At 38.4% G+C, this 24725-nt stretch carries 22 protein-coding genes and 1 pseudogene; 20 read left to right on the forward strand and 3 right to left on the reverse strand.

Translation table 11 applies throughout. The annotated features are described in order from the left end of the window. Positions 1-16: 16 nt before the first annotated feature. The 5 genes from ACWATA_RS10440 to ACWATA_RS10460 all read left to right on the forward strand — a co-directional run bounded on the left by ACWATA_RS10440 (position 17) and on the right by ACWATA_RS10460 (position 3945). Positions 17-1153, forward strand: a complete 1137-nt coding sequence (locus ACWATA_RS10440; RefSeq protein WP_473049815.1) for a glycerate kinase — start codon at positions 17-19, stop codon at positions 1151-1153. Positions 1154-1478: 325 nt separating this feature from the next. Next, complete coding sequence (locus ACWATA_RS10445; protein WP_473050216.1) at positions 1479-2372, forward strand: alpha/beta fold hydrolase; 894 nt, start codon at positions 1479-1481, stop codon at positions 2370-2372. A gap of 134 nt (positions 2373-2506) precedes the next feature. Beyond that, on the forward strand, positions 2507-3178 hold the full coding sequence (locus ACWATA_RS10450) for an HAD family hydrolase (RefSeq protein ID WP_098600098.1): 672 nt from the start codon (positions 2507-2509) through the stop codon (positions 3176-3178). A gap of 19 nt (positions 3179-3197) precedes the next feature. Continuing rightward, positions 3198-3653 carry a GNAT family N-acetyltransferase gene (locus ACWATA_RS10455; protein WP_473049816.1) on the forward strand — a complete coding sequence of 152 codons (456 nt, stop codon included), beginning with the start codon at positions 3198-3200 and terminating at the stop codon, positions 3651-3653. A gap of 76 nt (positions 3654-3729) precedes the next feature. Beyond that, positions 3730-3945 carry a DUF3951 domain-containing protein gene (locus ACWATA_RS10460; protein WP_014459685.1) on the forward strand — a complete coding sequence of 72 codons (216 nt, stop codon included), beginning with the start codon at positions 3730-3732 and terminating at the stop codon, positions 3943-3945. A 55-nt stretch (positions 3946-4000) separates the two neighbouring features. On the opposite strand, the gene ACWATA_RS10465 is transcribed toward ACWATA_RS10460, so the two are convergent. Further along, entirely contained in the window at positions 4001-4783 is a 783-nt protein-coding gene (locus ACWATA_RS10465; RefSeq protein WP_098999509.1) for a class I SAM-dependent methyltransferase, read from the reverse strand. Between the two features lie 117 nt (positions 4784-4900). Between ACWATA_RS10465 and ACWATA_RS10470 the strand changes: the two genes are divergently transcribed. Next, positions 4901-5326 (forward strand): hypothetical protein, encoded by a 426-nt coding sequence (locus ACWATA_RS10470; protein WP_310876482.1) that lies wholly within the window; start codon positions 4901-4903, stop codon positions 5324-5326. A gap of 30 nt (positions 5327-5356) precedes the next feature. Here the strand turns inward: ACWATA_RS10470 and ACWATA_RS10475 are convergent, their stop codons facing one another. After that, complete coding sequence (locus ACWATA_RS10475; RefSeq protein ID WP_310876481.1) at positions 5357-6112, reverse strand: hypothetical protein; 756 nt, start codon at positions 6110-6112, stop codon at positions 5357-5359. A 333-nt stretch (positions 6113-6445) separates the two neighbouring features. Between ACWATA_RS10475 and ACWATA_RS10480 the strand changes: the two genes are divergently transcribed. The 6 genes from ACWATA_RS10480 (at position 6446) to abc-f (ending at position 14251) form a co-directional block, all read left to right on the forward strand. Next, a complete protein-coding gene (locus ACWATA_RS10480) occupies positions 6446-7480 on the forward strand; it encodes a LacI family DNA-binding transcriptional regulator (protein ID WP_310876480.1) in 1035 nt (344 codons plus the stop codon). 311 nt (positions 7481-7791) lie between these two features. After that, the gene (locus tag ACWATA_RS10485) at positions 7792-9051 is read left to right on the forward strand and encodes an ABC transporter substrate-binding protein (RefSeq protein WP_063247804.1); all 1260 of its coding nucleotides are present in this window, start codon (positions 7792-7794) and stop codon (positions 9049-9051) included. A gap of 89 nt (positions 9052-9140) precedes the next feature. Continuing rightward, complete coding sequence (locus ACWATA_RS10490; RefSeq protein ID WP_033579310.1) at positions 9141-10073, forward strand: carbohydrate ABC transporter permease; 933 nt, start codon at positions 9141-9143, stop codon at positions 10071-10073. Then, on the forward strand, positions 10073-10903 hold the full coding sequence (locus ACWATA_RS10495) for a carbohydrate ABC transporter permease (protein WP_028412981.1): 831 nt from the start codon (positions 10073-10075) through the stop codon (positions 10901-10903). Before ACWATA_RS10490 ends, ACWATA_RS10495 begins: the two co-directional genes overlap by 1 nt. 26 nt (positions 10904-10929) lie before the next feature. Next, positions 10930-12252: an alpha-glucosidase/alpha-galactosidase gene (locus ACWATA_RS10500; protein ID WP_014459694.1), complete on the forward strand. Its 1323-nt coding sequence runs from the start codon at positions 10930-10932 to the stop codon at positions 12250-12252. 370 nt (positions 12253-12622) lie between these two features. Next, positions 12623-14251 carry a ribosomal protection-like ABC-F family protein gene (abc-f, locus tag ACWATA_RS10505; RefSeq protein WP_473049817.1) on the forward strand — a complete coding sequence of 543 codons (1629 nt, stop codon included), beginning with the start codon at positions 12623-12625 and terminating at the stop codon, positions 14249-14251. Between the two features lie 221 nt (positions 14252-14472). Here the strand turns inward: abc-f and ACWATA_RS10510 are convergent, their stop codons facing one another. After that, entirely contained in the window at positions 14473-16605 is a 2133-nt protein-coding gene (locus tag ACWATA_RS10510) for a GDYXXLXY domain-containing protein (protein ID WP_473049818.1), read from the reverse strand. Between the two features lie 336 nt (positions 16606-16941). Here ACWATA_RS10510 and ACWATA_RS10515 point away from each other — a divergent pair, with 336 nt between their 5' ends. From ACWATA_RS10515 to ACWATA_RS10550, 8 genes and pseudogenes are all read left to right on the forward strand, one after another. Beyond that, positions 16942-17295, forward strand: coding sequence for a YwqH-like family protein (locus ACWATA_RS10515; protein WP_043983084.1), 354 nt, complete (start codon positions 16942-16944; stop codon positions 17293-17295). A gap of 6 nt (positions 17296-17301) precedes the next feature. After that, the gene (locus ACWATA_RS10520; protein ID WP_045292218.1) at positions 17302-17574 is read left to right on the forward strand and encodes a DUF5344 family protein; all 273 of its coding nucleotides are present in this window, start codon (positions 17302-17304) and stop codon (positions 17572-17574) included. A 200-nt stretch (positions 17575-17774) separates the two neighbouring features. Continuing rightward, positions 17775-20183 (forward strand): T7SS effector LXG polymorphic toxin, encoded by a 2409-nt coding sequence (locus ACWATA_RS10525; protein WP_323873714.1) that lies wholly within the window; start codon positions 17775-17777, stop codon positions 20181-20183. Between the two features lie 12 nt (positions 20184-20195). Beyond that, positions 20196-20597 (forward strand): ribonuclease toxin immunity protein CdiI, encoded by a 402-nt coding sequence (gene cdiI, locus ACWATA_RS10530; protein WP_098999515.1) that lies wholly within the window; start codon positions 20196-20198, stop codon positions 20595-20597. A 269-nt stretch (positions 20598-20866) separates the two neighbouring features. Further along, a complete protein-coding gene (locus ACWATA_RS10535) occupies positions 20867-21178 on the forward strand; it encodes a hypothetical protein (RefSeq protein ID WP_098999516.1) in 312 nt (103 codons plus the stop codon). 561 nt (positions 21179-21739) lie between these two features. Then, positions 21740-21940, forward strand: a pseudogene (locus tag ACWATA_RS10540) (tetratricopeptide repeat protein); the annotation flags it as partial. Positions 21941-22152: 212 nt separating this feature from the next. Continuing rightward, a complete protein-coding gene (locus ACWATA_RS10545; RefSeq protein WP_098999518.1) occupies positions 22153-22620 on the forward strand; it encodes a DUF2004 domain-containing protein in 468 nt (155 codons plus the stop codon). Between the two features lie 553 nt (positions 22621-23173). After that, on the forward strand, positions 23174-24718 hold the full coding sequence (locus ACWATA_RS10550; RefSeq protein ID WP_473049819.1) for a pre-toxin TG domain-containing protein: 1545 nt from the start codon (positions 23174-23176) through the stop codon (positions 24716-24718). The last annotated feature ends 7 nt before the right edge of the window (positions 24719-24725 follow it).

The following is a 24725-nucleotide window of genomic DNA, read 5'->3' on the forward strand; positions in this document are numbered from 1 at the left end:
AAAAAGGAGTGTTTCTATGAAAATTGTGATTGCACCGGATTCATTTAAAGAAAGCTTAACGGCTTTGCATGTTTGTGAAGCGGTTGAAAAAGGAATAAAAGCCCATTTTCCAGACGCGGAGATTAGTAAAGTACCTATGGCAGACGGAGGAGAAGGAACTGTTCAGTCGCTTGTAGACGCAACGGGTGGAGAGATTATACAAGCGCGAGTAACCGGACCTTTAGGTAAAGAGGTGGAAGCTTTTTACGGAATTCTTGGAGACGGCAACACGGCTGTTATTGAAATGGCAGCCGCTTCAGGTCTTCATCATGTCCCTGTCGATAAACGAAACCCGCTTATCACAACAACGCGAGGAACCGGCGAGCTCATTCTTAAAGCGTTAGATCACAAAGTAAAGCATATCATCATTGGCATCGGAGGAAGTGCTACAAATGATGGAGGAACTGGTATGGCAAAAGCTTTAGGGGCAAAACTTCTTGATGCTAACGGAGCAGAAATTAAAGAAGGAGGAGGCAGTTTAGATCAGTTAGCCTCTATCGATCTGACAAACTTGGATTCTCGGCTTGCTGAAGTCAAAGTAGAAGTGGCGTGCGACGTAGACAATCCGTTAACGGGTGAAACCGGAGCATCCGCTGTGTTTGGTCCTCAAAAAGGTGCGACTCCTGATATGGTTAAACAGCTTGACCGTAATTTAGCTCATTACGCAGCGATTGTTGGAAAAGAAATGGGTATTCATATTCAAAGTATTCCTGGTGCCGGAGCGGCAGGAGGACTAGGAGGCGGCCTGCTGGCATTTTTATCTGCGGGCTTAAAGCCAGGTGTAGACATCGTCATTAAAACAACTCAGCTAGAAAGCTATATTAAAAATGCCGATCTTGTCATTACCGGTGAAGGAAGAATAGATGGACAAACCATTTACGGAAAAACACCCATTGGCGTAGCCAAAACAGCAAAAAAGCATAGCGTTCCGGTGATAGCGATAGCAGGGAGCATTGGAACGGGAAGCGAAGCTGTATATGAACATGGTATTTCTGCGTTATTCAGCGTCGTGCCCGGAGCGGTCGATCTGTCAGAAGCGCTGGAAAAAGCGAGTGAAAACATTGAAAGAACGGCTAAAAACGTAGCGTCAGTTATACGCTTAGGCATCAAGTGAAGAAGTTACAGTTTTTATTGTTCTCTTTTTAATAAATAGTAAAAGGTCTCTTCCATAAGAAGAGGCCTTTTTTTCGTTTAGTGCTGAAGTAAGCTGCTATCATTCTTTTAAATTTTATATAGGAAATAGAACTAAACGTTTTCTGAAGCGTCATAGTAAGTAAGCAGTTCCAAAGATTCTCTAGCATTCTCGTCGGCTTACTAACTGCTACTTACGGAAAGGAAAGGTAAACGTGCAAAAAAAGTTTAGGTTCTTGAGAATTTTACGAAACATGATAGTAGCTATTTTAGGGATATGCATCATTTGGGTTGTAACGAATCAAGTAATGACGGCAGTAGAAAAGAAAAAGTACCCGCCTATTGGTCAATTAGTAGAGGTTGATGGCAGAGATATTCATGTATATACAAAAGGTAAAGGGGAAAATACGATTGTACTACTAACCGGCCTAGGAACGCCTGCGCCTGCACTGGATTTTGAACCTTTAGTAAATGAACTGTCGAAGGATAATAAAGTTGTGGTAGTAGAACCATTTGGATACGGATGGAGTGACACTACGAATAAAAAAAGTACGGTAGAAAATAGTGTAAGCGAAATTAGAGAAGCTTTGCAAAAATCGAATATAAAGGGTCCGTATATATTAATGCCGCATTCAGTTTCTGGCGTGTACAGCATGTATTACGCTAATAAATATCCAGATGAAGTAAAAGCAATTATTGGAATAGACCCTACGTTGCCAAAAGCGCTGGATTATTTTAAAGAAGAAACGCCGAATATACCAAGTTTGATGAGTGTTTTAGCGCCAAGTGGACTTGCGCGCTTAGCCCTGCTTACTAGTCCTAATCAGTATCTACCGCTAGCCGAAGAAGGAACGTATACAGCAAAAAATTTAAAAATGACAAAAGCAATCTCCAGCTGGAAAGGCTACAACAAAAACGTCATTGATGAAGCAAAAGAGCTGAACAACAATATAAATAAAACTCTCGATATGTCGTTTCCTTCAAAAATGCCCGTAATGATTTTTACTAGAAAAATAGATAAAGAAGCAAAAGAAGGAAAATCAAATATTACGTTTTACCAAAATCAATTAAGTCACGTATCGTCGCAAAAACTAGTTGTTTTACAAGGTCATCACTATTTACACTGGACGAAGTACAGAGAAATAAGCAAATATGTAAATGATTTTATAGATACATCTATTAATTCAAGTACAAGGAAATAAAGGATATAAGAAAAAGGAGTCCAAACAAGAGGTCTCCTTTTTTATAGGAAAGAATTAAATCTAGTTAGCTGTCTAGCTATAAATGTTATAATTAACCAATCGCTGGAATGATTTATATATAAAGGAGGAAAATCATGATTAAAGCCGTCATTTTTGATTTAGATGGGACACTATTAGACCGAGACAGTTCACTAAAGCTTTTTATTCAAGATCAGTACGAGAGATATAGTGAAGAACTAGCACTCATACCGAAGCAAGAGTACACATCTAGATTTATTGAGTTAGATCAAAAAGGCTACGTATGGAAAGATAAAGTATATGAGCAGCTTTTGAACGAATATGATCTTTCGAATCTGACGTGGGAGGAGATGCTAGATGATTACCTTCACTATTTTCCAGCTCACTGCGTTCCGTTTTTACATATGGAGGATGTACTAAAAGAGCTAAAGAAAAAAGGGTTGTTACTAGGCATGATCACAAATGGTTTTACGGACTTTCAGTGGATGAATATTAAGGCGCTTGGAATTGATCACTATTTTGATACCATACTTGTTTCCGAACAAGAAGGCATTAAAAAACCGCATAAAGATATCTTTTTGCGAGCATTAAAAGCGCTTGATGTGTCGGCTGAAGAAAGTGTATACATCGGGGATCATCCAGAAAATGATGTGCTTGGCGCAAGAGGCGCGGGCATGCATGCTGTATGGAAAAAAGACGTTTTCTTTGACGGAAGTTTCAAAGATTCGTATGTAATAGAGAATTTAAAAGAGGTGTTAAACGTTATTAATGAGTTTCAAGAATGCTGATGTGAAAAGGAGAAACACGATGAAAACCGAAGTTCGTCTATTGACTGATGAAGATCTTAAAGAAGCAGCAATCATCTATACAAACGTTTTTAGCGCCCGGCCTTGGAATGAACCTTGGAGTATAAACACTGCTTATGCCCGTTTATACGATATCAGTAAAACTCCAGGTTACATAGGGATAGGTTACTTTCATAGTGAAAACAATAAACTCACAGGATTTATATTAGGAAATGAAGAACAGTGGGCGAACTATAAGGCGTTTTATGTAAATGAAATTTGTGTGTTAAGCAGCACTCAGCAAACTGGCATAGGAACGAGTCTTTTATCTTTCCTTAAAGAGCTACTTATACAAAAAGAAGTGAAAGAAGTCTATGTGTCTACTGAAAGAGGCCAAGGCAAACCAGAACGTTTCTTTGAAAAAAATGGTTTTGCAACTGATGAATCTCGTATACTGATGGCGGTAAATGTAGATTGAATATAAGTGAATGGGTGTAGGATATCCGCTTTGTTATTTTAAGAGGCAGGCTTCATAAAGCAGGAGGAAATAATTTATGATTTTTTCGCTACTAGTTTTAGCCGCTATTTTAATGGTGAGTATTCCGTTGATGATTATTATGATTAAAACGGTGTGGCATCGAAAGCTTCCCCGTAATTACTATACGCCGTTTGATTATCTTGCTGCACAAACAGAAGAAGAGTTTCACGAAGCGCAAAATGAACGAGAAATAGAAGAAAAAGAAGGAGATGCCAAAAGAAGAAAAAGCTAAGGTGATATGTGTATCCTTCTTTGTAATACTAGAAATAAACAGGCTATAAACCGTGTTAAGGAGTGGAATTGACTCTTTGTTTTTTACAAACGTAAATCATTTGGGTGCTTTGGTTGGTCAAAGCGCTCTTTTTCCAATCTCCGTAGACGCTCGTAATCATAAATCCGCTACGTGTTAAAAGATGCGCCATTTCTTGCGGGAACGTGTAGCGTAAATCTATTTTCGTTGTTATTTCTTTTATGATTGTTTTATCGTAATCTCTTATCTTTCTAGTGGTGAGGTTATGCTGAATTTGCTTGATGGCGTCATAGTGGCTGTTTATGTAGACGTCTGTTGTATATCCGGTGTCGGAATCTTGATAGCTTTTCCAATACTCTTCGGCGTCTGTTGACGTTAGCTCTTCTATAGAAGGAAAACGTATTCCAACAATAAAGGTTCCACCTTCGTTCAAATGCGTATGAACGCTTCTTAAAAAGGCGTGCTGCTCTTCATTTGTTAGAAAATGCTGAAATGAATTTCCTACGATATAAATAAAGTCGCTTTTTACTTTTAAGTCGAGTTTAGTACAGTCTTGTTCCACCCATTTAACAGATAGCTTCAAAGCCTCGGCTTTCTTCTGCGCTTCTTGCAGCATAGGTGGATGAATATCTACTCCAATCAGTGAATGTCCCGCTTGTGCTAATGGAATAGTTGCGCGCCCTGTACCACAGGCTAAGTCAAGGATCATTCCGCGTTTGTTAGCTGCTTCTGTTAGTAAAAAAGCAATGTCTTCTGTATACTGCTCATTTTCATCATCGTATAAAAGAGGGTTATTATATTCGTCTAAATTTGTTAACATAAAAGCGGACCTCCGTGTAGGTGTATTTTTACATAATTATAGCAAATAAGGTTCCTAATGTTCTTAAAAACATAGAGAAATGGAGTGGTAAATAATTTGGAGTATCTATATTCTTTTATGATTAGAAAAATAGCGCTGGGATTTGTCGTCGTGAAGGTTTGGACTTTATGCGTATTCTTAGCTGCTGTATCTATTATTTTCAGCTATATAGATCGGTGGCTGCATTTGGATCTTAACCTGCCAGTATTTGATATTCCTACTCGATTTGGTGATTTTAGTTGGATGGGTAAAGTAATAGCACTGCTCATTTTGCTTTCCACTGTAATTGAATTAGCCGTGAACGTTTCAATTAAAAAAACAAGTAAAAAACGTGAACCTATGTTTTCAGTGCTCTACCATTTAATTGCTGTATGCTCATTGGTGTTCATGTTAGGAAGACTAGTCGCTTTATTTTTTATCGCTGCTTTTATTTCAGAACGAATCTTTATGCGGGCAGGGCTGCGTAATAAAGCATCAAATATCGCCCGAAATAAAGAGGCTTAAATTACAAAAAGAAAGAGGCAAAACTAGTTTTTAGCTCTTTCTTTTGGCAGCCCACCCCTCCACAATTTCTGTAAATCCACCTAGGTGTTCTTCAAATATCCGTTTTCGATGTCCGTTTGCTCCGGATGGATGAGGAAAGCCAAATAAATACGTATGCCGAGAAAACGAAGGTTCACGCGAAAGTTTTCTTAAAACATTTTCAACTGCTTTTCCTAGCGGAATGATTAAACATGGATTCTTTATTTCGCTCAATTCATGCGTGAACACTTCAAAAGCATAGTGTGAAAGAAGCGCTGATCGTTCAATTGGCGGCTGATGACCCGTATAGTTTTTTCCTTTGTAAAACACAGGATACTTTAATATGGACGTGGTATGCAGCATATCTCGCTGTGAAGCAAATAACTCAGCGGCACTGTCTATATCGATCGCTTTTTGAACGCCGCATCGATCTAACATGTCTATTAAATTTACTCTCATCGTTCCGCTAAAGCTAGCGGATTTTTTTGTTTCGTGCAGTACTTGTTCAAGCGGATGATGATGGGACAGGCTGGAAAGGCATTGTTTAAAAGCGGTTTTCATTTGAAACCAGCCTGGTGTGATGCCGGCAATAATAATATGAGCGTCTGGATTTATGTAATCGTTATGGGGTGAGTAGTACATGCTTAGTTCCTTTTCTTGACCGATTAAAAAGTCTTTTTGCAACAGCTGTTCTTTCGTGAAATTCATGTTATGTAATTGTTGAAGGGCAGGCAGACATTGTTGAAAATAAGAATGTTTGCTAATCATAGGCTCTCTCTTTCCTTATCAGTATTTCTCCTTTTATTTTCCCCAACAAACCGTTTTATATCAAATATGAACAAATTCTTATAAAAATTAATATTTACTAAAAGTTTACTTAAGTTTTAGTGAGGGGTGATAAAAACAAAGTAGTAATAGCAGTAATTTTGTCATTTTAAAGGCGAAACTAACAAAAGAAATGAAGAATTTTGGAGGATATTTTAATAAATTTACTGAAATTTTAAAATTATTTATTGAAAGCGTTTTATTAATGTGCTATTCTTCCAATATAAGAGATAAATATTTAGTAAAAATAGAAGATTATAATAGAGAGGTAAAAAGATGGCAACTTTAAAAGATATAGCGGCGTACGCTAATGTTTCCAGTTCAACCGTATCCAGAGTACTAAATAATGATCATACGCTTTCTGTATCTGAGGTTACTCGTGAGCGCATTCTTCATGCAGCCAAGGAGCTGCAATATACGCCCGTGAAGATACGAAAAGGAACGGCAAACGGAAAAGACATAGAAGCTCCAAGGATAGGTATCATTTTTGCTCAATCCCTTGAAGAAGAGTTAGTAGACCCTTTTTTCTCTTCTATTCGCCATGGAATAGAGAGTGAATGCGCAGAAAAAGAAATTTTTACAGTAAAGTCATTTAGACTAAAAGGCATGAAGCAAGAAGAGCTGCTGCAGGATCTTGATGGAGTAATTGTAGTGGGAAGAGTTAGTCCAGAAACGGTTCAAGAAGTGAGCAATCATTTAGATACTATTGTTTTTATCAATCACAAAGCGGATGAGGATTTGTACGATTCGGTCATGATTGATTTTGAGAAAGCTACTAAACATGCATTAAATCATTTATTTGACCTCGGTTATAAAAGAATTGGCTATATCGGAGGGACAGAAAGAGAACATTATATCAATGGAAGTTCTATTATTGAAGATCAGCGTCAAACGGTTTTTGAACGCGTTATGCATGAAAAAGGCCTGTTCGATTCTGAGAAAGTTTATATAGGAGAGTACTCAATGAATGAAGGATATGAGCTGATGGGACAAGCGATTAAGCAAGGAAATCTTCCTCAGGCATTTTTTATCGCAAGTGATGCAATGGCGATAGGGGCGATGCGTGCCCTGCAGCAATCAAATATAAAGGTTCCTGAAGACGTAGCGATTGTAAGCTTTGATGATGTGGATGTCGCAGCATTTGCGAGCACGCCGCTCACCACGGTTAAAGTATATACCGAAGAAATGGGAAGGCAAGCTGTTAAAATGCTAGTGGATCGGCTAAGCGGCAGGTCTATTCCTTTAAAAGTCATGGTGCCGACTAAATTAATTTATCGTGAAAGCTGCGGAGCTTTACTCAAGAAGCAGTAACCTAAAAGCTATAAATCGAAAGGGGGTGATAAAAAAGCAGAATTCATACATAAAGAGTGATAAGGGGGAAGAAAAATAGAAAAAATCATAAAAAAGGCAGGTTAAAAAGCCCTAGAAACTACATACTTATTGGCAGATAAGTATGTAAATGAAAAAGCTTTTTCATCTCTAGGACTCTTTGAACCTTTGTAAAAGTATAGGACTAAATTATAAGTGACTTTATTTCGTTGTGCAATGAATTTGTCTATGGTTAAAATACTGAATATTCAGTTATTTATAACTTAATAGAGTATAAGGAGGAAAGAAGATAAATGAAAAAGCTTACGTATCTTTTCGTTCTATTACTAGTCTTTTCTGTTGTGGCAGCGGGCTGCGGAAATAAAGAAGCATCAACAGGCGGAAATGGGAAAACAACGTTAACGCTTTTTTCTACGATGAGTAATAAAGGCGAGAGAAAAGCGCTTCAAAACGCAATTGCAGAATTTGAAAAACAAAATCCAGATATTAAGATTGATGCAAATTTTCCGGGTAACGGCTATGAAGATATGCTTCGTGTGAAAATGGGTGCAAATGATATGCCCGATTTATTTGATACGCACGGCTGGTCTCAGCTTCGCTACGGGGAGTATGTAGCAGATTTAAAAGATATGGATTGGGTTCAGCATTTGGATCCGGCGCTAAATCAAATTTTAAAAGATAAAAGCGGCAAAGTGTATGCGTATCCTTTAAATCAAGCAAAAGACGGAATTAGCTATAATGCGACGCTGTTAGAAAAATACGGAATAAAGCCTCCTAACACAATGGATGAATTTATAACAGCGTTAGAAACAGTAAAAAAGAAAAGCAAAGGAGAAGTAGCGCCTCTATGGATTCCAGGAGGGGAAAATGGAAATATTGCTCAAGTGTTTGATCAGCTTGCTACACCTCAGCTTATTACAGCAAAAAATAAGAACTATGCTAAGCAGTTGGAAAAAGGGACATTCAATTGGTCAAACTATACGCCTCTAGCGGAAACAATGGCAGAAATGAAGAAAAAAGGGCTGCTGAATGAAGATGTATTAACCGCAAAAGTATCTCAAGCAACGGAATTAATGGCTCAAAATAAAATTGCTTTCACATTTGTGGGCGGATCTCTTGGACCGGATGCAACAGAATTAAATCCTGAAGTAAAAGTAGGAACTGTACCGGTGCCTGCTATTCATAAAGGCGGTACGCAAAGCTGGATTGGTGGAGAGCGCTTTACCCTTGCTGCGTGGAAGGATTCTAAGCACCTTAAAGAAGCTAAGAAATTTATTGAATTTGTGTCACAGCCGGAAGTTGCCAAAAAGATTGCCGAAGGAACGTCTTCAGCATCGGCTCTGACAAACAATAAAACACAAAACTACTACTCTGAATACTACGATAAGTATAGCGATATTAAAGTTGAGCCGTACTTCGACCGAAAGTATTTACCGAGCGGTATGTGGGCAGTGATGTCTTCTACAGGTCAAGAATTGCTAGCGGGAAGTTTAACGCCAAAGCAATTATCAAAAGAGATGGAAAAAGAGTACAAGCGTCTGAGTAAACAATAAAATAGTGTGCAAAAGTTCCTTGTTCGCTAAGAAGCAGGGAGATAGGCTTCTGCTTCTTTTCAACACAAGCTGAAATAGGAGTGAACACGATGAATGAAATAGTCAGGAAAGAGTCGGTTTCCGTAGTAAGAGATACGGAAAAACGAAAGAAAAAATTAAAAACAGAGTCTTCTTTATGGTGGATGTACCTTCCCGGCTTAGTAATTATCACCGTTTTTATTATCTATCCTTTTATTAACGGAATTAGACTTTCCTTTACTAATTGGAATGGATTTTCACAAACATACGATTGGATTGGGCTCCAGCAGTATAAACGTTTGCTTGCAGACCCAACGACTTGGCTTGTGATAAAAAATACGCTGCTCTACGGAATAGGCAGTACAATTTTCCAAAACATTATTGGCTTGTTGTATGCTTTGCTTCTCAATCAAAGCATTAAAATGAAAGCTGTAACAAGAACAATTGTCTACCTTCCAGTTATTATCAGCCCAATTATTATGGGGTATATCTGGTACTTCTTTTTTGCCTACCAAGGAGGCGCTTTAAATGACCTTCTTGTATTTTTAGGCTTTGAGAAGATTAATGCTTTGGGAACTCCGGAGCTTAACTCTTGGATTATTGTGTTCGTCAATACGTATCAATTCGTTGGAATTGCGATGATTATTTATTTAGCGGGGCTGCAAAGTATTTCAAAAGATTATTACGAAGCGGCGCAGCTTGACGGAGCATCGGCTCTTCAGCAGTTTAAAAACATCACGCTTCCACTGCTCATGCCTTCGATTACAATTAACGTCGTTTTAAATATTATCGGAGGTTTAAAACTGTTTGACGTCATTGTTGCGCTGACAGGAGGAGGGCCTGGAGATGCATCGCAGTCAATGTCTACTTTTATGTATGATTTATATTTTAGAAGACAGGACGCCGGCTATGCTGCAACTCAAGGTGTGTGCATGGCGCTCATTATCTTAGTCATTAGCTTATCAGCACTTGTGTACTTTAAGCGAAAGGAGACAGAAGCGTGATGGACTATACAAATAAACGGAAAAAACGGTTTTTTACCTTTCTAGCGCTTTGTATAACGCTCGTTCATATTGTCCCTTTTTATATTCTAGTTACGACTTCTTTAAAGGCAACCGGGGATTTTAGTTCAAAATGGGTATTTCCAAAAAGCATACACCTTGAAAATTTCACAGCGGCTTGGGAGCAAGCGAACTTAGGAAATTCTTTTGTTAATACATTTATCATTACGTTCGTTTCGGCGATTCTGCTTATTTTTTTAGGATCAATGGCTGCGTATCCTTTAGCGCGCCGCCAAACGAAACTAAATAAGTACGTCTATTTTATTTTTATCGCCGTGATGGTAATACCGCCTTTAACAGCGCTAGTTCCGCTGTACAAAATGGTTGTGAATATGGGGATGATGAACACGTATCAAATTGCTATTTTAAATAATGTCGCAGCATTTTTGCCGCTAACGATCTTTTTATATGCGAGCTTCATTCGCTCCACTATTTCTAAAGAGCTCGAGGAAGCAGCAAGAATTGACGGGGCCGGCACGTTAACGATTTTCTTTAAAATCGTATTTCCACTGCTAAAGCCTGTCACTGCGTCTATTTTAATTATTGCAAGCGTCTATATTTGGAACGACTATCAGTTTGCGATTTTCTTCCTTCAAGATAAGGAAATGCATACATTAACCGTTACGCTAGCAAGCTTTTTTGCCGAAAATCAAAATAATCTTAGCTTAGTAGGAGCAGCTGCGATTATTGCGATGCTTCCAATGACCATTTTATTTTTAGTGCTACAAAAATACTTTATTGCAGGGCTTTCATCAGGATCTGTAAAAGGATAAAACCAATATGAGGAAGGAAGATGACAATGTCTAAAATCACATTTATCGGAGCGGGAAGTACAGTTTTTGCAAAAAATATTTTAGGAGACTGCATGTTTGTGCCTGCTTTAGCTGGCTTTGAGTTTGCACTTTACGATATAGATGCTGAGCGTTTAAGAGATTCGGAAAATATGCTAAACAATCTAAAAGAAAACTACAAAGTGAATATTACGGTTAAAGCCTATTTGAACCGCAGAGAAGCTTTAACAGGAGCAAAGTATGTGATTAACGCCATTCAAGTAGGCGGTTATAAACCAAGCACCGTTATTGATTTTGAAATTCCTAAAAAATACGGCTTGCGTCAGACAATTGGAGATACAGTAGGAATTGGAGGAATCTTCAGATCACTGCGCACGATTCCGGTCCTGTTTGATTTTGCAAAAGATATTGAAGAAGTATGTCCAGATGCGCTGTTTTTAAATTACACCAATCCAATGGCAACACTAACGGGTGCAATGCTGCGCTATACCAATGTAAAGACGGTAGGCCTTTGTCACAGTGTTCAAGTATGTACAAAAGATTTATTTGATTCTCTCGGAATGGACCATGAAGGAATACAAGAGAAAATCGCAGGCATTAACCATATGGCATGGCTGCTAGAAGTAAAAAGAGATGGACAAGACTTATACCCAGAAATCAAGCGTCTGGCAAAAGAAAAACAAAGAACAAAGCATCATGATATGGTGCGTTTTGAGCTAATGGATAAGTTCGGTTATTATATTACCGAATCGTCTGAGCATAACGCAGAATATCATCCATACTTTATTAAACATAAATATCCAAATCTTGTTGATCAGTTTAACATCCCTCTTGATGAATATCCGCGCCGATGCGAAGAGCAAATTAGCAATTGGGAATCCATGAGAGAAGAAATGGTTAACAACAGTCAGTTAACTCATACACGTTCGCATGAGTACGGCTCTAGAATTATTGAAGCAATGGAGACAAACGTGCCGTTTAAATTTGCGGGTAACGTATTAAATACCGGAGGCTTAATTAGTAACCTGCCGACAAAAGCGTGTGTAGAAGTTCCATGTGTTGTAGACCGAAGCGGTATTATGCCGACTTATGTAGGAGATTTACCAGAGCAGCTTGCGGCGTTAAATCGCACGAATATTAATACGCAATTATTAACTATTGAAGCAGCTGTCACTAGAAAAAGAGAGCACATCTATCAAGCAGCGATGCTAGATCCTCATACAAATGCGGAATTATCCATGGATGACATCATTCGTATGTGCGATGATTTAATTGAAGCACACGGCGAGTGGCTGCCTGACTTTACAGGGAAAGTGAACCAATACGTGTAAGAAAAGAATCCTCGGCTGAGATCAGCTGAGGATCTTTTGTACTTAGGAAAAGAAGGGGATATCATCCAAATGGATATTGACATTTAAAAATGTTCATCATACACTGTAAGAAGCAAGTCATTTTATACTAAGAAAGGAAAGGTACCGTAGACAATGGATAAGTAATCCTATTTTTTTAGACATTCTTTTAAAACTTTATTTTAAATGAACATTTGTCTAGATAGGATTAGTCTGTACATTTTTAGGTGCCATTTCTATATGTCTTATATGAAGTGATTTCTCCCTTTTTTTACTCTATAAAAGGGTGCATATTTGCGTATTCCTAATTATGACCTCTAATCCTCTCTAGAAATCCTAGGGAGGTTTTTTTATGTTATTGTTAGAAGCTATAAATATTGAAAAAAGCTATGGAGATCGCCTGCTGTTTCAAGCAGAGAAGCTTCAAGTACATCGCGGAGAGCGAATTGGAATTGTGGGGAAAAACGGAGAAGGCAAATCGACGTTGCTTCATATTTTAATGAAAAAAATGAGTCCAGATCAAGGAATTGTGCAAACATATTGCCGTTCCTCACTGATTCCACAGCTTGATATTCAACCTACAGGAGACGTTTCTCCTGAGATGAAAAGTCAGTGGAGTGTGCCAACTGAAGCGGACTTTCTTAGCGGAGGAGAAGAAACAAGAAAGAAAATTGCAGCTGCTCTTTCATCCGGCGCGGAACTGCTTGCAGCCGATGAGCCAACGAGCCACTTAGATGTAAAAGGCGTAGAAAAATTTGAAGAAGAAATGAAGTCTTTTACAGGCAGTCTGCTGCTGATTTCACATGACCGAGAATTATTGAACCGCCTTTGTACGTCTATTTGGGAAGTAGAAGGCGGCAAAATTCACTGTTATGAAGGCAATTATCAAGAATATGTGACGCAAAAAAAATACGCGGTTGAAAGACAGCAGTTTGAATATGAACAGTATGTAAAAGAAAAGCAGCGACTCGAACTGGCGTCTGAAGAAAAAAGCCAAAAATCAAAGGCGCTAAAAAAAGCGCCGAGCCGCATGGGCAATTCTGAAGCGAGACTTCATAAGCGAGCGGTCGGAAAACAAAAAGCGAAGCTAGACAGAAGCGCAAAAGCGATTGAAACAAGAATTGAAAAGCTGGAGAAAAAAGAAAAGCCAAAAGAAATGGAAGAAATTCATTTTGACCTATCGCAGTTTCACCAAGTGCACAGCAAGCAGGTACTAAGCTTTGACAAAATCTCAGCGTCAGCTGGTGGCCGTATCTTGTTTCAAAACCTAAAAGGCGGTGTGAAGCCAGGAGCGAAAGTAGCGATTGTCGGCAAAAACGGCGCCGGAAAATCTACGCTGCTGAATATGATTGAGCAGCGAACAGAAGGAATCACGGTTGCGAAGCCTGTAAAACTCGGCTTTTTCCATCAGCGCCTTGAAAATCTAGATCCCGCTAAAAGCATTTTAGAAAACATTAAAGAAGACAGTCCGTACACCGAGCAGTTTATTCGTACGGTGCTATCGCGCTTACTTTTTAAACGTGAAGACGTGTATAAAAAAGTAGAGATGCTAAGCGGAGGAGAACGAGTCAAAACGGCATTAGCAAAAGTCTTTTTAGGAAACTATAACGTTCTTCTTTTAGATGAACCGACCAACTATCTTGATCTTCATACAAAAGAAGCGCTTCAAGAAGTGTTAAAAGCTTATCCAGGGACGATTTTATTTGTGACGCACGACCGCTATTTTGTTAAAAAGCTTGCGACGCATGTTTTGACGTTAAAACAGTCCAAAGCGGGGCTTGCGGCGATTGAAGACACGGATAAAAGCAAAAAAGCGTCACAGCAGCAAAATGAAGCCGAGAAACTTGCGCTTCAACTAGAATTAACAAAAGTGATTAGCGAGCTTTCTATCACGCCAGAAGGAAAAGACAAGCAGCAGCTTGAAAAAAGATATGAAGAGCTGTTAGAAGAAAGAAAACGATTAAATAGAAAGGAAGGGTAATATCACTTCACCTAACAATGAATACAATGATGTTACTGAACATCAAAAGCGTATTGAAGGAAAATTAACGGATATAAATGTAAAAGGAACGCCCAAAAGAATAAAATGGATTGGCTATGGAATCATTATTTTCTTTGTGATTCTTATTCTAACGATAACCATCGGCGTATTTATCAATTAAAACAAAAAGCAGCCGCTTCAATTTTGAAGCGGCTGCTTTTTTATTTGCCTACTTTTGTAACGATCGCATCTCCATTTTTTCCAACGCGTACAGTAGCAAAACGAGCTTCGTTTTCCACTTTGCTGCCGGTTCCTTCTGGAATAAAATAATGTTCAATTCCGTACTGAATTCCCCAGTCGTGATAGCTGCCCGTAATGACAACGTCTTTCTTTTTAGAAGTATACGGCTTATTCCAGTCATCATCCGCTTGGTAGATTTTTGCGTATTCATACACGCCTTGTTTGTTAGGGCGAAGAACGAGCTTCACTTTTTCTCCGTCTTTCACATGAGGTAAGGTAACGTGCGCAATGTCGTAATTCAGCTCAACGTAATCGCCTTGCAGCAGCGAGCGCGGATCGATCGGCTGTAAAGCGAGCTTAATTTCTTTTCCGTTTTGAAGAAGCACTTCGTTTTTAGTGAAAATGCCGCCCAGCATAATAAGCTGAACAAGAATGATGATCCATACAGCGGTTCGGCTGCGGTCAAGAAACGACGGCTGCGGCTGATCAGGCGTTGACAGGTCCCATTTCCTGCTTAGGAAAAGAAAGATAAGACCTAAAATAACGAGCACAAGTGATTTATTAAATAAATCCCACACAAAGTCGTAATATTTCATCGCTAAAAAAACAAACCAGAAAATCATGCCAACAATAAAATCATACTTTGGCTCTTTTCGTACCGTCACAAATAAAAAGACGGTCGAAATTACAAAAAACATCGTACAGTAAATAATATTTAAAAAAGAAGGTTCGCTTAATTCAGTCAGCGACAGTAAAAAGATAAAAGCAAGAAGCAGCGCTGCTTTTTTAAACGCGTGGTGTACGTTTATCGCGTACACAGCGGCATTTAACAGAACCAAAGCGAGCAGCACATAATCTATTTTGATAGTGTCATAGTAAGCAGTCGGAACCTTTATTAACAGAAGCCCTTGCACTAGCACAAAAAGCAGCAGGCGAACGGGCGTATGCTTTGTGAATACTAAAAGCGCTACAAGTGCGATGACGTAGATAAAAAACAGAATGTCGTTCACAAAAAAAGAAGCGCCGCCGCTAATTAATACGCCCATCATTAAAAGCGTATATTTCACGGTTGGAATATCTGCTTTAATCAAATAACATGCCACAATCAGCAAAACTCCAATCACAAGCATTCCGTTTGTTGGGTACGTTCCTGTAATAAGTGTGACAAGTCCTCCTAAAGAGCTGCTGCCGATGACCGATGCAATGGCCGTAATCCCAATCACCGCTATTCGTTTGATTACGCGGAGCGAGGTTTTTTGTGCTGCCGTGTTGGCAGTGAGCCATTTGACAAACCATACGCTTGCACCAATAAATAAAATCACAAATCCTAAAGCTAAGAACAGTGACCATTCAGCGTAGTGTTTAAAAATAAAAGAGAAAAACTGTTCAATAACAAATAAAGCAAATGCTACGATGGAAATCCCTAAAAACGACCTTTGCGGCTTCACTTTTGAAAAATAAAAAAAGGAGCTTAGTAAAAACAGCAAATAAAAAATAATAAGACCAATCCGTAAGCTAGAGCTCCCTGTGAAATCCGGCAGGGAAACAGTTAAAAAAATGTAGTGAAACAAACAAAACGCTGCATACATGATCACAGGAGACGAGCGCCGTTTCTTTTTTATGATCCAAAAAATAATCAAGTTCACAAACGCCATTCCTGCGTAAAGTAAAAGCGTCTCGTGTTCGCCTCGCTGTGAAACTGCGCCAGTTGGTGAAATGAAAAAAGCCATGGTGAATTGAAATAAAACAAACGATAACACGTAAAACGGCTGATACTTTGTAAAAAAGCTCAACAAAATAACCGGCACAAGCCAAATTAAAAACAGCCAGTACGATTCAGCGTGCGTGTTGTAAATTTGAGAAAGAAGCGCGATGCTTAATCCAAATGAAAGAGCGCCGGCCAAAAGAGTCCAGTGACTTAAAAACGCCTGCTGAGGAAGCAGCTTTCGCACTACAAACGCACTTCCGTAAAACAGCAGCATCAGCCCCACGCTCAGCGCAATTTTAATGTAGCGGTCAAAGCCTTGCCAGTTCGATGCAAAGAAATATAAAATGCCGGACAAAACAAGAGCCAACCCCAGTAAATAACCGAGTCTTACGAGCTTTTCTCTCATACTCAACCTCCTCTTTATATTATGTATATACTAGCGCATGTTTAAATATTTGGAAATAGAAAGAATGAATGCGTTTTAACAAAAAAATTGTGTAAAAAGGCCTTTTAGTGGCGTGGAAATAACAAGCAAAGTAGTCCTAAAATCTTAATAAATTGTCAATGGTAAGATAGTTTTGGTTATTTTATCCTGAAGAGTGGGTATTGAACTAAAAACCTACATTATTCCCAAAAAATATAAGAAAACGTGCCGATGTGCTCTCTTTCTTTATTTGATAAGCTATAAAAGGGAATTACTGTTAGAGAAACCAAGAGATAGATATAAAGGAAGTGTCATCATATGAATGAGATGTTTGTTGCTCATCTGTATACCCAAGTGAAGCAGGCACATGAAGATATCCAGCAGCTTACGGCTAGTAAAAACACGTTAACGGAAGTCAAAGGCGAGCTTGAACGTGCAAAGGAAAAGGTAAAAGAACCAGAGCTCACTTCCGCCACTTGGTCAGGCAGCCTTGCTGTTGGGTTTGAAGACATCCGCACCGCTATGTTAGACGAATACGATGATTTGCTGACCCGTCAGCTGACGGATGCCCTTACGACAATTGATGCAAAAATTACGGCGCTTCAATCGGATATACAAGGGATGGAACGCGCCATTAAAATGCAAGAAGACGAAGCAAAAGATAAGGTGTGATGCAATATGGCAGACGAAATTAAAGTAATAGATGGTGAAATTAATAGAACGCTTAGTGACCTAAGCGCTGCTGCGCAGCAGTTCCAGCCGCTTTTTCCGTTTCACGTCGGAAGCGGACAAGATCTAGCGGTGCTCGATGAATTAAACCAGCTGAACCAGCAGCTGCAAACCTTAATTGTGGACTACAAGCAAACGCTCCTCGATGATTTGAACGCCACCAAAAAATCCGTGCAGTCCATAAAAGAAGCAGATGAAAAAGCTGCAAATGCCGCTAAATAATGTTCGTATTTTATATAAAGCTATCAAAAACAACCTTTCAACCAGCATAGATTTGGCATTCAAATAAAAAGGTTTTATCTAGCGGATGGTGCAAGCCTTGTAAAGAGGAGCGTCCGCTTAGGTTTAGAAAAATGACGGGCGGTTGTTCGTTAACCGTTCGTTGTTTTTCTACATCGATACAGCTAGGAGGTTACAGATTATTGAAAACACTTGATGTCGATGCTTTTCACGAAAATATTCAAGCTATCTTAGACTCTATTAAAAGTCAAAAAGAACAAATTCAGGGCCTGGTTTCACAGGTTCAGGCATTTTCAAGCTTAGATGATGCGTTTAAAGGAAAAGGAGGAGAAGCGATTCGGTCTTTTTACGAAACGGGACATGCTTCTTTTTTAACGCTGTATCATTCATTACTCACTTCCTATGAAGCTCGACTAACTCAAATCACACATGCGCTGCGCTCATTTGAACCGAGCGAAGACGGCTACATCACGCAGCCGTTTCTGCAAGACACTATTCCCGCGCATTTAAATCAAACAAGAAATACAACAGTTTCGCTTGTCGATCAAGCGAATGCAGCAATTCAAAAAGTCAGTCATCTTGCTTCTGTTTCAGCGCTTAACGATCAAGGTTTTTTAACAGAAGTAGAACAAGCAAAAAACAAAGCGGACAAAACGATGAATGATTTAGTCCGTTTTGACGAACAGCAAACGCAAAGCCTTTCAGCCATTCAAGATCAGCTGACGTCTTTAAATTCGCTGCTTTCTAAAGTGAAAGCTGGGTTTCAAAATGGTTCCATTCAGCCGGGCAATGTAAGTGAGCTGAGCGCGTTGGCGAAAAAAGCGATGACCGATTCAGGAGGCGTCTCGGTTTTTGAAAAAGGCATTCCAACAACCTTGACAAGAAAAGAAAAACAAGAGAAAGTGATAAAGGAAGTAGGCCTTGAAAAACTGATTCAACTTCAGGCGATGACGCCTGCTGAACAGTTAAAAGAAATTCATAGGCTTGAAAAAACCTCGCCTTACATAAGAGAAGTGCTAACACAAATTCAGCAGGATACAGCACCTGCTAACATGAAAAAACTAGCGGAACTGTCACCTGCAGAGCAAGCAGTGGAACTTGAAAAAAGCCCATACCTGCAGGCACTCAACGATTCTTCAACTGTAGGCATGCTAGCGTCTCAACAGGTTCTTCAAAACGCTACGGGCGTTGAGGGAATGCTTATGCAGTCGGTGATGAGTCAGGGGCAGATTAGGAGTGTCGGGACTAAAAAAACAGCTGAATCCTTTGACTTTACAGAAATCTGTGAAAATCCTAAAGCTAAAAAAGAAGAAACCGGTATAAAAGCTGTAGTCAAGGACGTAGGAGAAGGTGCTATAACTTTAGCAAAAGGTACAGTTACGGGTACTAAAGGCGTAGTACAAGACGTTTGGGCCGGTATGGGAGAGAGAGCAGATAAACGGTACAACTCCTTGTATGACTTTGGAAACTATATAACGATGGGCGGATTTGATGGCGCTGTTTCCTTCAAAGAAGGCTTAATTGAGCGAGGAGAAAAATCGTTTGATTCACCGTATGACTTCGTCAATCACGCAACGATGGGACTTTTAGATGTAGGGCAGCAGGCACTTAATCCGGACAAACCTCTTTCAAAAGAGCACTGGGAAAACAGCATGTTTCTGTTTGCGAGCGTAATTGGAGGAGCGAAACCCGCAGGAGCCGTAAAATCCGTTCCAAAAGTAACAAACGTTCCGCGTGTACCTGCACATAAAGCAACCAAAACATTAAGCAATATGCGAAATGTCGTCAGCCCAAAAGCAGCAAGCAATTGGTCGAAGAAGGTATATGAACCTGTTCAGAAGAAGCTTCAACCTTTATTAGATGCTGAGATACCTACTTTACGTCCTCGACCTCAACTGGTAGGAATAGGAGAGGCGTTACCTGGAAAGACCGTTGGTGAAGCGTTAAATGGATTAACGACGTATAAGATGGGGAATGTTTCGAAAGGTCAGTCCAAAGCGTTGGAGAAAGTGGAAAAACCTGGTGGTAAAGCGGATGTTGAAGGGGTTTATGATCAGGATGCGGTGGTTAAGGGGAATATAAGATATAAAGAAGGCTACTATATTGAGCATTTAACTGGGAAAGTAGAAAAGTGTACAAAACGTCACGGTGTAAGTGGCGGACATAACTATGATGAATTTAAAAAATACTTTGATAATAGTGATCAATATAAATTAGATGAAGTTAAGAAGGATGAGCATCCAGATGTTAAAGGGGTATACGATATAGAGTATAGATTAAAAGTTGAGATAAAAGATTATAGAGGACAAGGAACCGGAGAATTTAAATTTGTACCAAAGGAAGATAAACCTCCTCATAAGAAAACGGTTTATGACCCTGCTTTAATATCCAGTGACGAAATTGTTCGATTGGGGAATGAAGCAATGGAGGAAGGTATTGAATCGTCAAGAGTTAAACAATTAAAAGGCCAGACAAATAAACAAATGATTCGGGGAGTTTCAAGTAATGGATTGAAGTTTGAAGGATTTAAAAATACTGATACCGGGGAAATAGAAAATTTTTATCCAGTATTGAAATTTGGACAGAACTAAGGAGATAATACAATGAGTACTGTTTTTGATGATAAAAATAAGTTGATTCGAATGTATGAGGAGCAAGGGCTCCATAAAGGTTCAGTTATTGATGTGCTTGGTGATTTTGTAATGGAGTATGACTTTGTTAGGATACTAGAAGGCTTTTTGGAGGAATATGTCGAAAGACGGGATTATATGGGTGTAGTATATTCAGATGAATTTGATAGAGATGATGAAGAATTTTTTGGAGAAAATAGAGTTCTATTCTACTATGGTGTAGATGAAGAAATAGAAAATATTGTAGATTATGAAGAGTTATGTAAATATCTTCAAACTGCATGCCAATTTTACATTAAAAAACATCCTGAGCGTACTGAAAACGTGAAAGAACTTCTTTTTAAGATAAAAGATAAATATAATATAAAAGGTTAATTGATTCCTCTCTTTAAAAAAGAGATTATTGAAGAGTTGTTGATGAAAACTAAAGGCAAATATGCTTATTAAATAAGGGATAGTAAAAGCACTTCTGAATAAATCCAGAAGTGCTTTTTTCTTGAAAACTATAAAAACCATTAGACAAATTACAAAAAAATTTTGAAAAACTCAAAGAAGAATCTATGCATGCTATTCAAATTAAGCGAATTGAGCTATTTTTGAAGAACAGCTAGCAATAAATTAATTTATTATAAGTGGGTGAGAGCGTGGAAAATAATCCGAAAATTATTTTGGGAATACCGGGCACATGGAAAGATAGACAAGCATTTAAAGACAAATTTAACGAAAGTCAACAAGAGTTTGTATACCTAGGGGAACATATAGGCAAATTACAGACGCCTGAATATTTTTATCAAGTGGAATTTGTTAATGAACATATTCCTCATGTAGCTGAAGCGTTTGAGCTTTGTGGAAATGGGACATTTACTAAAGATGATATTGAAACCCTTCAAAATCACCGTAGTATGGCATATATTATTGCAGAAGGTGATCACTTGAGCAAGTTTTTGAAATTATAAGTGTCGGGAAGGCAGTCCTTCAATCGGGCGGTTTAGCAGTGAACGTTGAGTCATCTGGAAAGGCCACTACCAAAGATAATTGGTTAGAATACGTTAACAATGGTACAGAGAACAGAGCATTTGCTGCTTTCGTTCAAATGTCTAGAGAAGAAGATGTGTTTTACACCTGTGGTATGCATAATTTTTGGCTATAAAGATTTACTAACATCTACATCTAATACCAATCCAGCTGAAACAGTAGAGTTGTTTCAAACCTTTTGCCTATATACGTTGATCGAAAATCCTGTATTTAATAGTGGAGAAACATTTAGTGTTGATCCTAAAGCTCCGGTTTTTCAATTAAGGGAAGAATCGTGTGTGCTGTTTGAAAGTGATGCCCCTTTTTATAACCCTTATGGGGTTTGGCGTTTAAATAAAATAAGCTAGTCATTTAAAGAACAAGGTTGAAAAACTTTGTCCTTTAAGCGTTAATCGGAGATGTAGAGTGTACTACTAATGGTTCAGTGGTATTACCATATCAATTTGAGGTGGATGGTAAATAATTATTGGGAGGGATTTGTATTGGCACTCAATGATCAAGTGTATGACCAAATTGTAAAGTTATGTAGTGAAGGAAATGCTTTTGTTGAAAAAGGAAAAGATAATAAAGCAATAGAGAGCTATATAGCTGCTCTAGATTTAGTTTCGTTACCGAAGAACAATTTGGAAACAAGTACATGGATTTATACAGCATTAGGAGATACTTATTTTTCTAAGTATGAGTGACTGGTTTACAGTTAAAGATATCCTTGAATTTGAATTAATAGCTCATTAAGGAAAGCCATTAAGAGATGCTATTTTAATACTAATGTAATAAGAGCAAGAATAGGAGAGGTGACGTTTTGTATTTTTACAAGAGACAGTTTTATAATACTTGCTATTTGTTTAAAGTACGTTGTGAAAATGACAATTAGTGGTGGAGTAGGAGAGATAAGATGAAAATAAATGATGCGGTTTTTGGTGAGCTTGAATATAATTATGGATGGGTTAAGTACACTACCATTGAATTTTGTGGAAAAGAAGCTGGAATAGCATTAAGGGTTAAAGGTGAAGAAGACGGTAAGTTTGATGAAGAACAATATAGTGCTTATAACTCATTAGTGCAAAATTGGGAACAATTACAGCAAGGTTTTTTACAAGCAATATTAGACTATTACAAACTAGAGCGCCAAGAACTAGGGTATGACATTGAAGTTAATGAAAATTATCCGCAAATCGAAACGACTAATCAATTACTTGAGATGATAACTTTAGTTGGAATTGTTGTTCCGTATGGAGATATTAATGAAGATCGAGATATTGGGATAACCTTCGATTGTACATGGGACACAGAAAATGGACTAGGGCTTCGTCTATTAAATGAAAAAGTAACTGAAGTGGGTTACCAGGATGTTGCAATTTGAAATAGGCTGTTAAAAAGTAAAAACTCATGATGGTTGTACCGTCAGGGAGTACTGAGCGTAATGATAGAATAGAAAAACGGAGTACGAGCTTAGGCGAGATGACATTTTACTGGGTGATGAATATAGACACATGGCCGATATACAAAAGGTGCCATCCTGTTTTTATAACGTTACGAAATTTATATCCTATATTGTATGTAATCTAATAATAAAAGCATGTGTTGCCTACCGTAGACAATCAAGTGCTTTAAGTACATATGTTTTCTAAATTTCTATGTTAGCTTTAAATTTATAGGTAAGGTTGCTGATTTTTGAAGAAAATAGAAGAAAATGATAAGTATTACCTTGATTTATTAGTAGATTGGAAATTTAACGAATATATTATTTATTCCTTGATTGGCTAAATGCCTTTCAAGGGTTTTTTATAAAGTTGCATGTGATGAGAAGGTATTCAAGGAAGAGTAGAGATAGTAATCAAGAATTAATGACAGTAGGTAATGAGGGGTAAGGCTATATTTGAAAAGTCTTGACACGAAAAGAAAAACAAGAGAACGTGATAAAGGAAGTAGGTCTTGAAAAACTGATTCAACTTCAGGCAATGACGCCTACTGAACAGTTAAAAGAAATTCATAGGCTTGAAAAAACCTCGCCTTACATAAGAGAAGTGCTAACGCAAGTTCAGCAGGATACGGCACCTGCTAACATGAAAAAACTAGCGGAACTGTCACCTGCAGAGCAAGCAGTGGAACTTGAAAAAAGCCCATACCTGCAGGCACTCAACGATTCTTCAACTGTAGGCATGCTAACGTCTCAACAGATTCTTCAAAACGCTACGGGCGTTGAGGGAATGCTTATGCAATCAGTGATGCGTCAGTTGCAGGTTAGGAGTGTTGGGACTAAAAAAGAAACTACAAGTCCTAAAAAGCTGACTATTCAACAAAAAGAAAAGCAAGTTATTAAAACAGTTGGACTAAAACAGCTAAAAGAGCTGGAAATGATGCATCCACTGGATCAAAAAAAGAAGCTCGAACAGCTTGAAAAAAAAGCTCCCCATGTTAAAGAAGTTTTTAAACATATTCAAAAGGAAAACAGTCCAAAGGTTCAGAGGGATCTTGCGGCGCTTGCTCATTCTAAAGCAAAATTAGAAAAAGAGTTGAAAAAGTATCCGTATCTATATGAGAATTACAAAAAGCCTGAAATCGCAAGAAGTGTATATGAGGAAGAAGCCAAAAAGCAACAACAGGATGGTCTAGCAGCTGTTTCTTTTGTAGCGGATATGGTGCCTGTAGTTTCCAATGTAAAAGGTGGATGGGAAGAAAGTGTAGGATACGATCCTATTACGGGGAATGAACTATCTAGTTTTGACCGTTCTGTTTCTGGAGCAGGAATTGTTTTTGGCGGCTTTACGAGAGTGCCAGGGAAAGTGGTGAAATACGGAAGCGAAGGAGCAGAATACGTACTTCGCGTAAACAAAGCAGAAAAGACTGTAACCAAGCATAAGGTTAAAGATGTTTCCAAGGGCGAGTCGAAAGCTGTGGAGAAGGTAGAAGAGAGAGGGAAGGCGAAGGAACCAGATAGAAGTATTGGGAATAAGGATACGGGTGAAGTAGCCAATAAATCTGGAAAATCAGCTGAAACACTGGAAGCCGCTAGAGTACAACAACGAACGGTAATACAATCAGTAGAAAGTGGCGAAGTGGTCTTAAAAACAACAAAGCATAAAGGGAACTATGGTGAAATTAAAATGGATGACTTCTTTGAAAGTCAAACCTATACAAGAATTAGTGATGATCGTGTATTAACGTTGAATCAAAAAATTGTTAAAGGAATAGATGGTGTATATGAAAATGCATCTCCACCACCTAAGTATGTAATAGCGGAGGCTAAGTATAATACATCCAGGTTAGGAAAAACAAACGATGGGAAGCAAATGAGTGAAGATTGGATTCTTGGAAATGAAAGGTTAGATAGCACTTTGTCAAAGGAAAAAGCAGACGAAATTGTGACGGAAATGTTGCTCAATCCAGAAAATGTTCAAAGGATTGTTATACAGGTTATGCCTAATGGAAAAGTAGTAAAGAAAATCCTTGAAGAATAAAAGGTGG

Source organism: Priestia sp. USM5 (genome assembly GCF_058323215.1).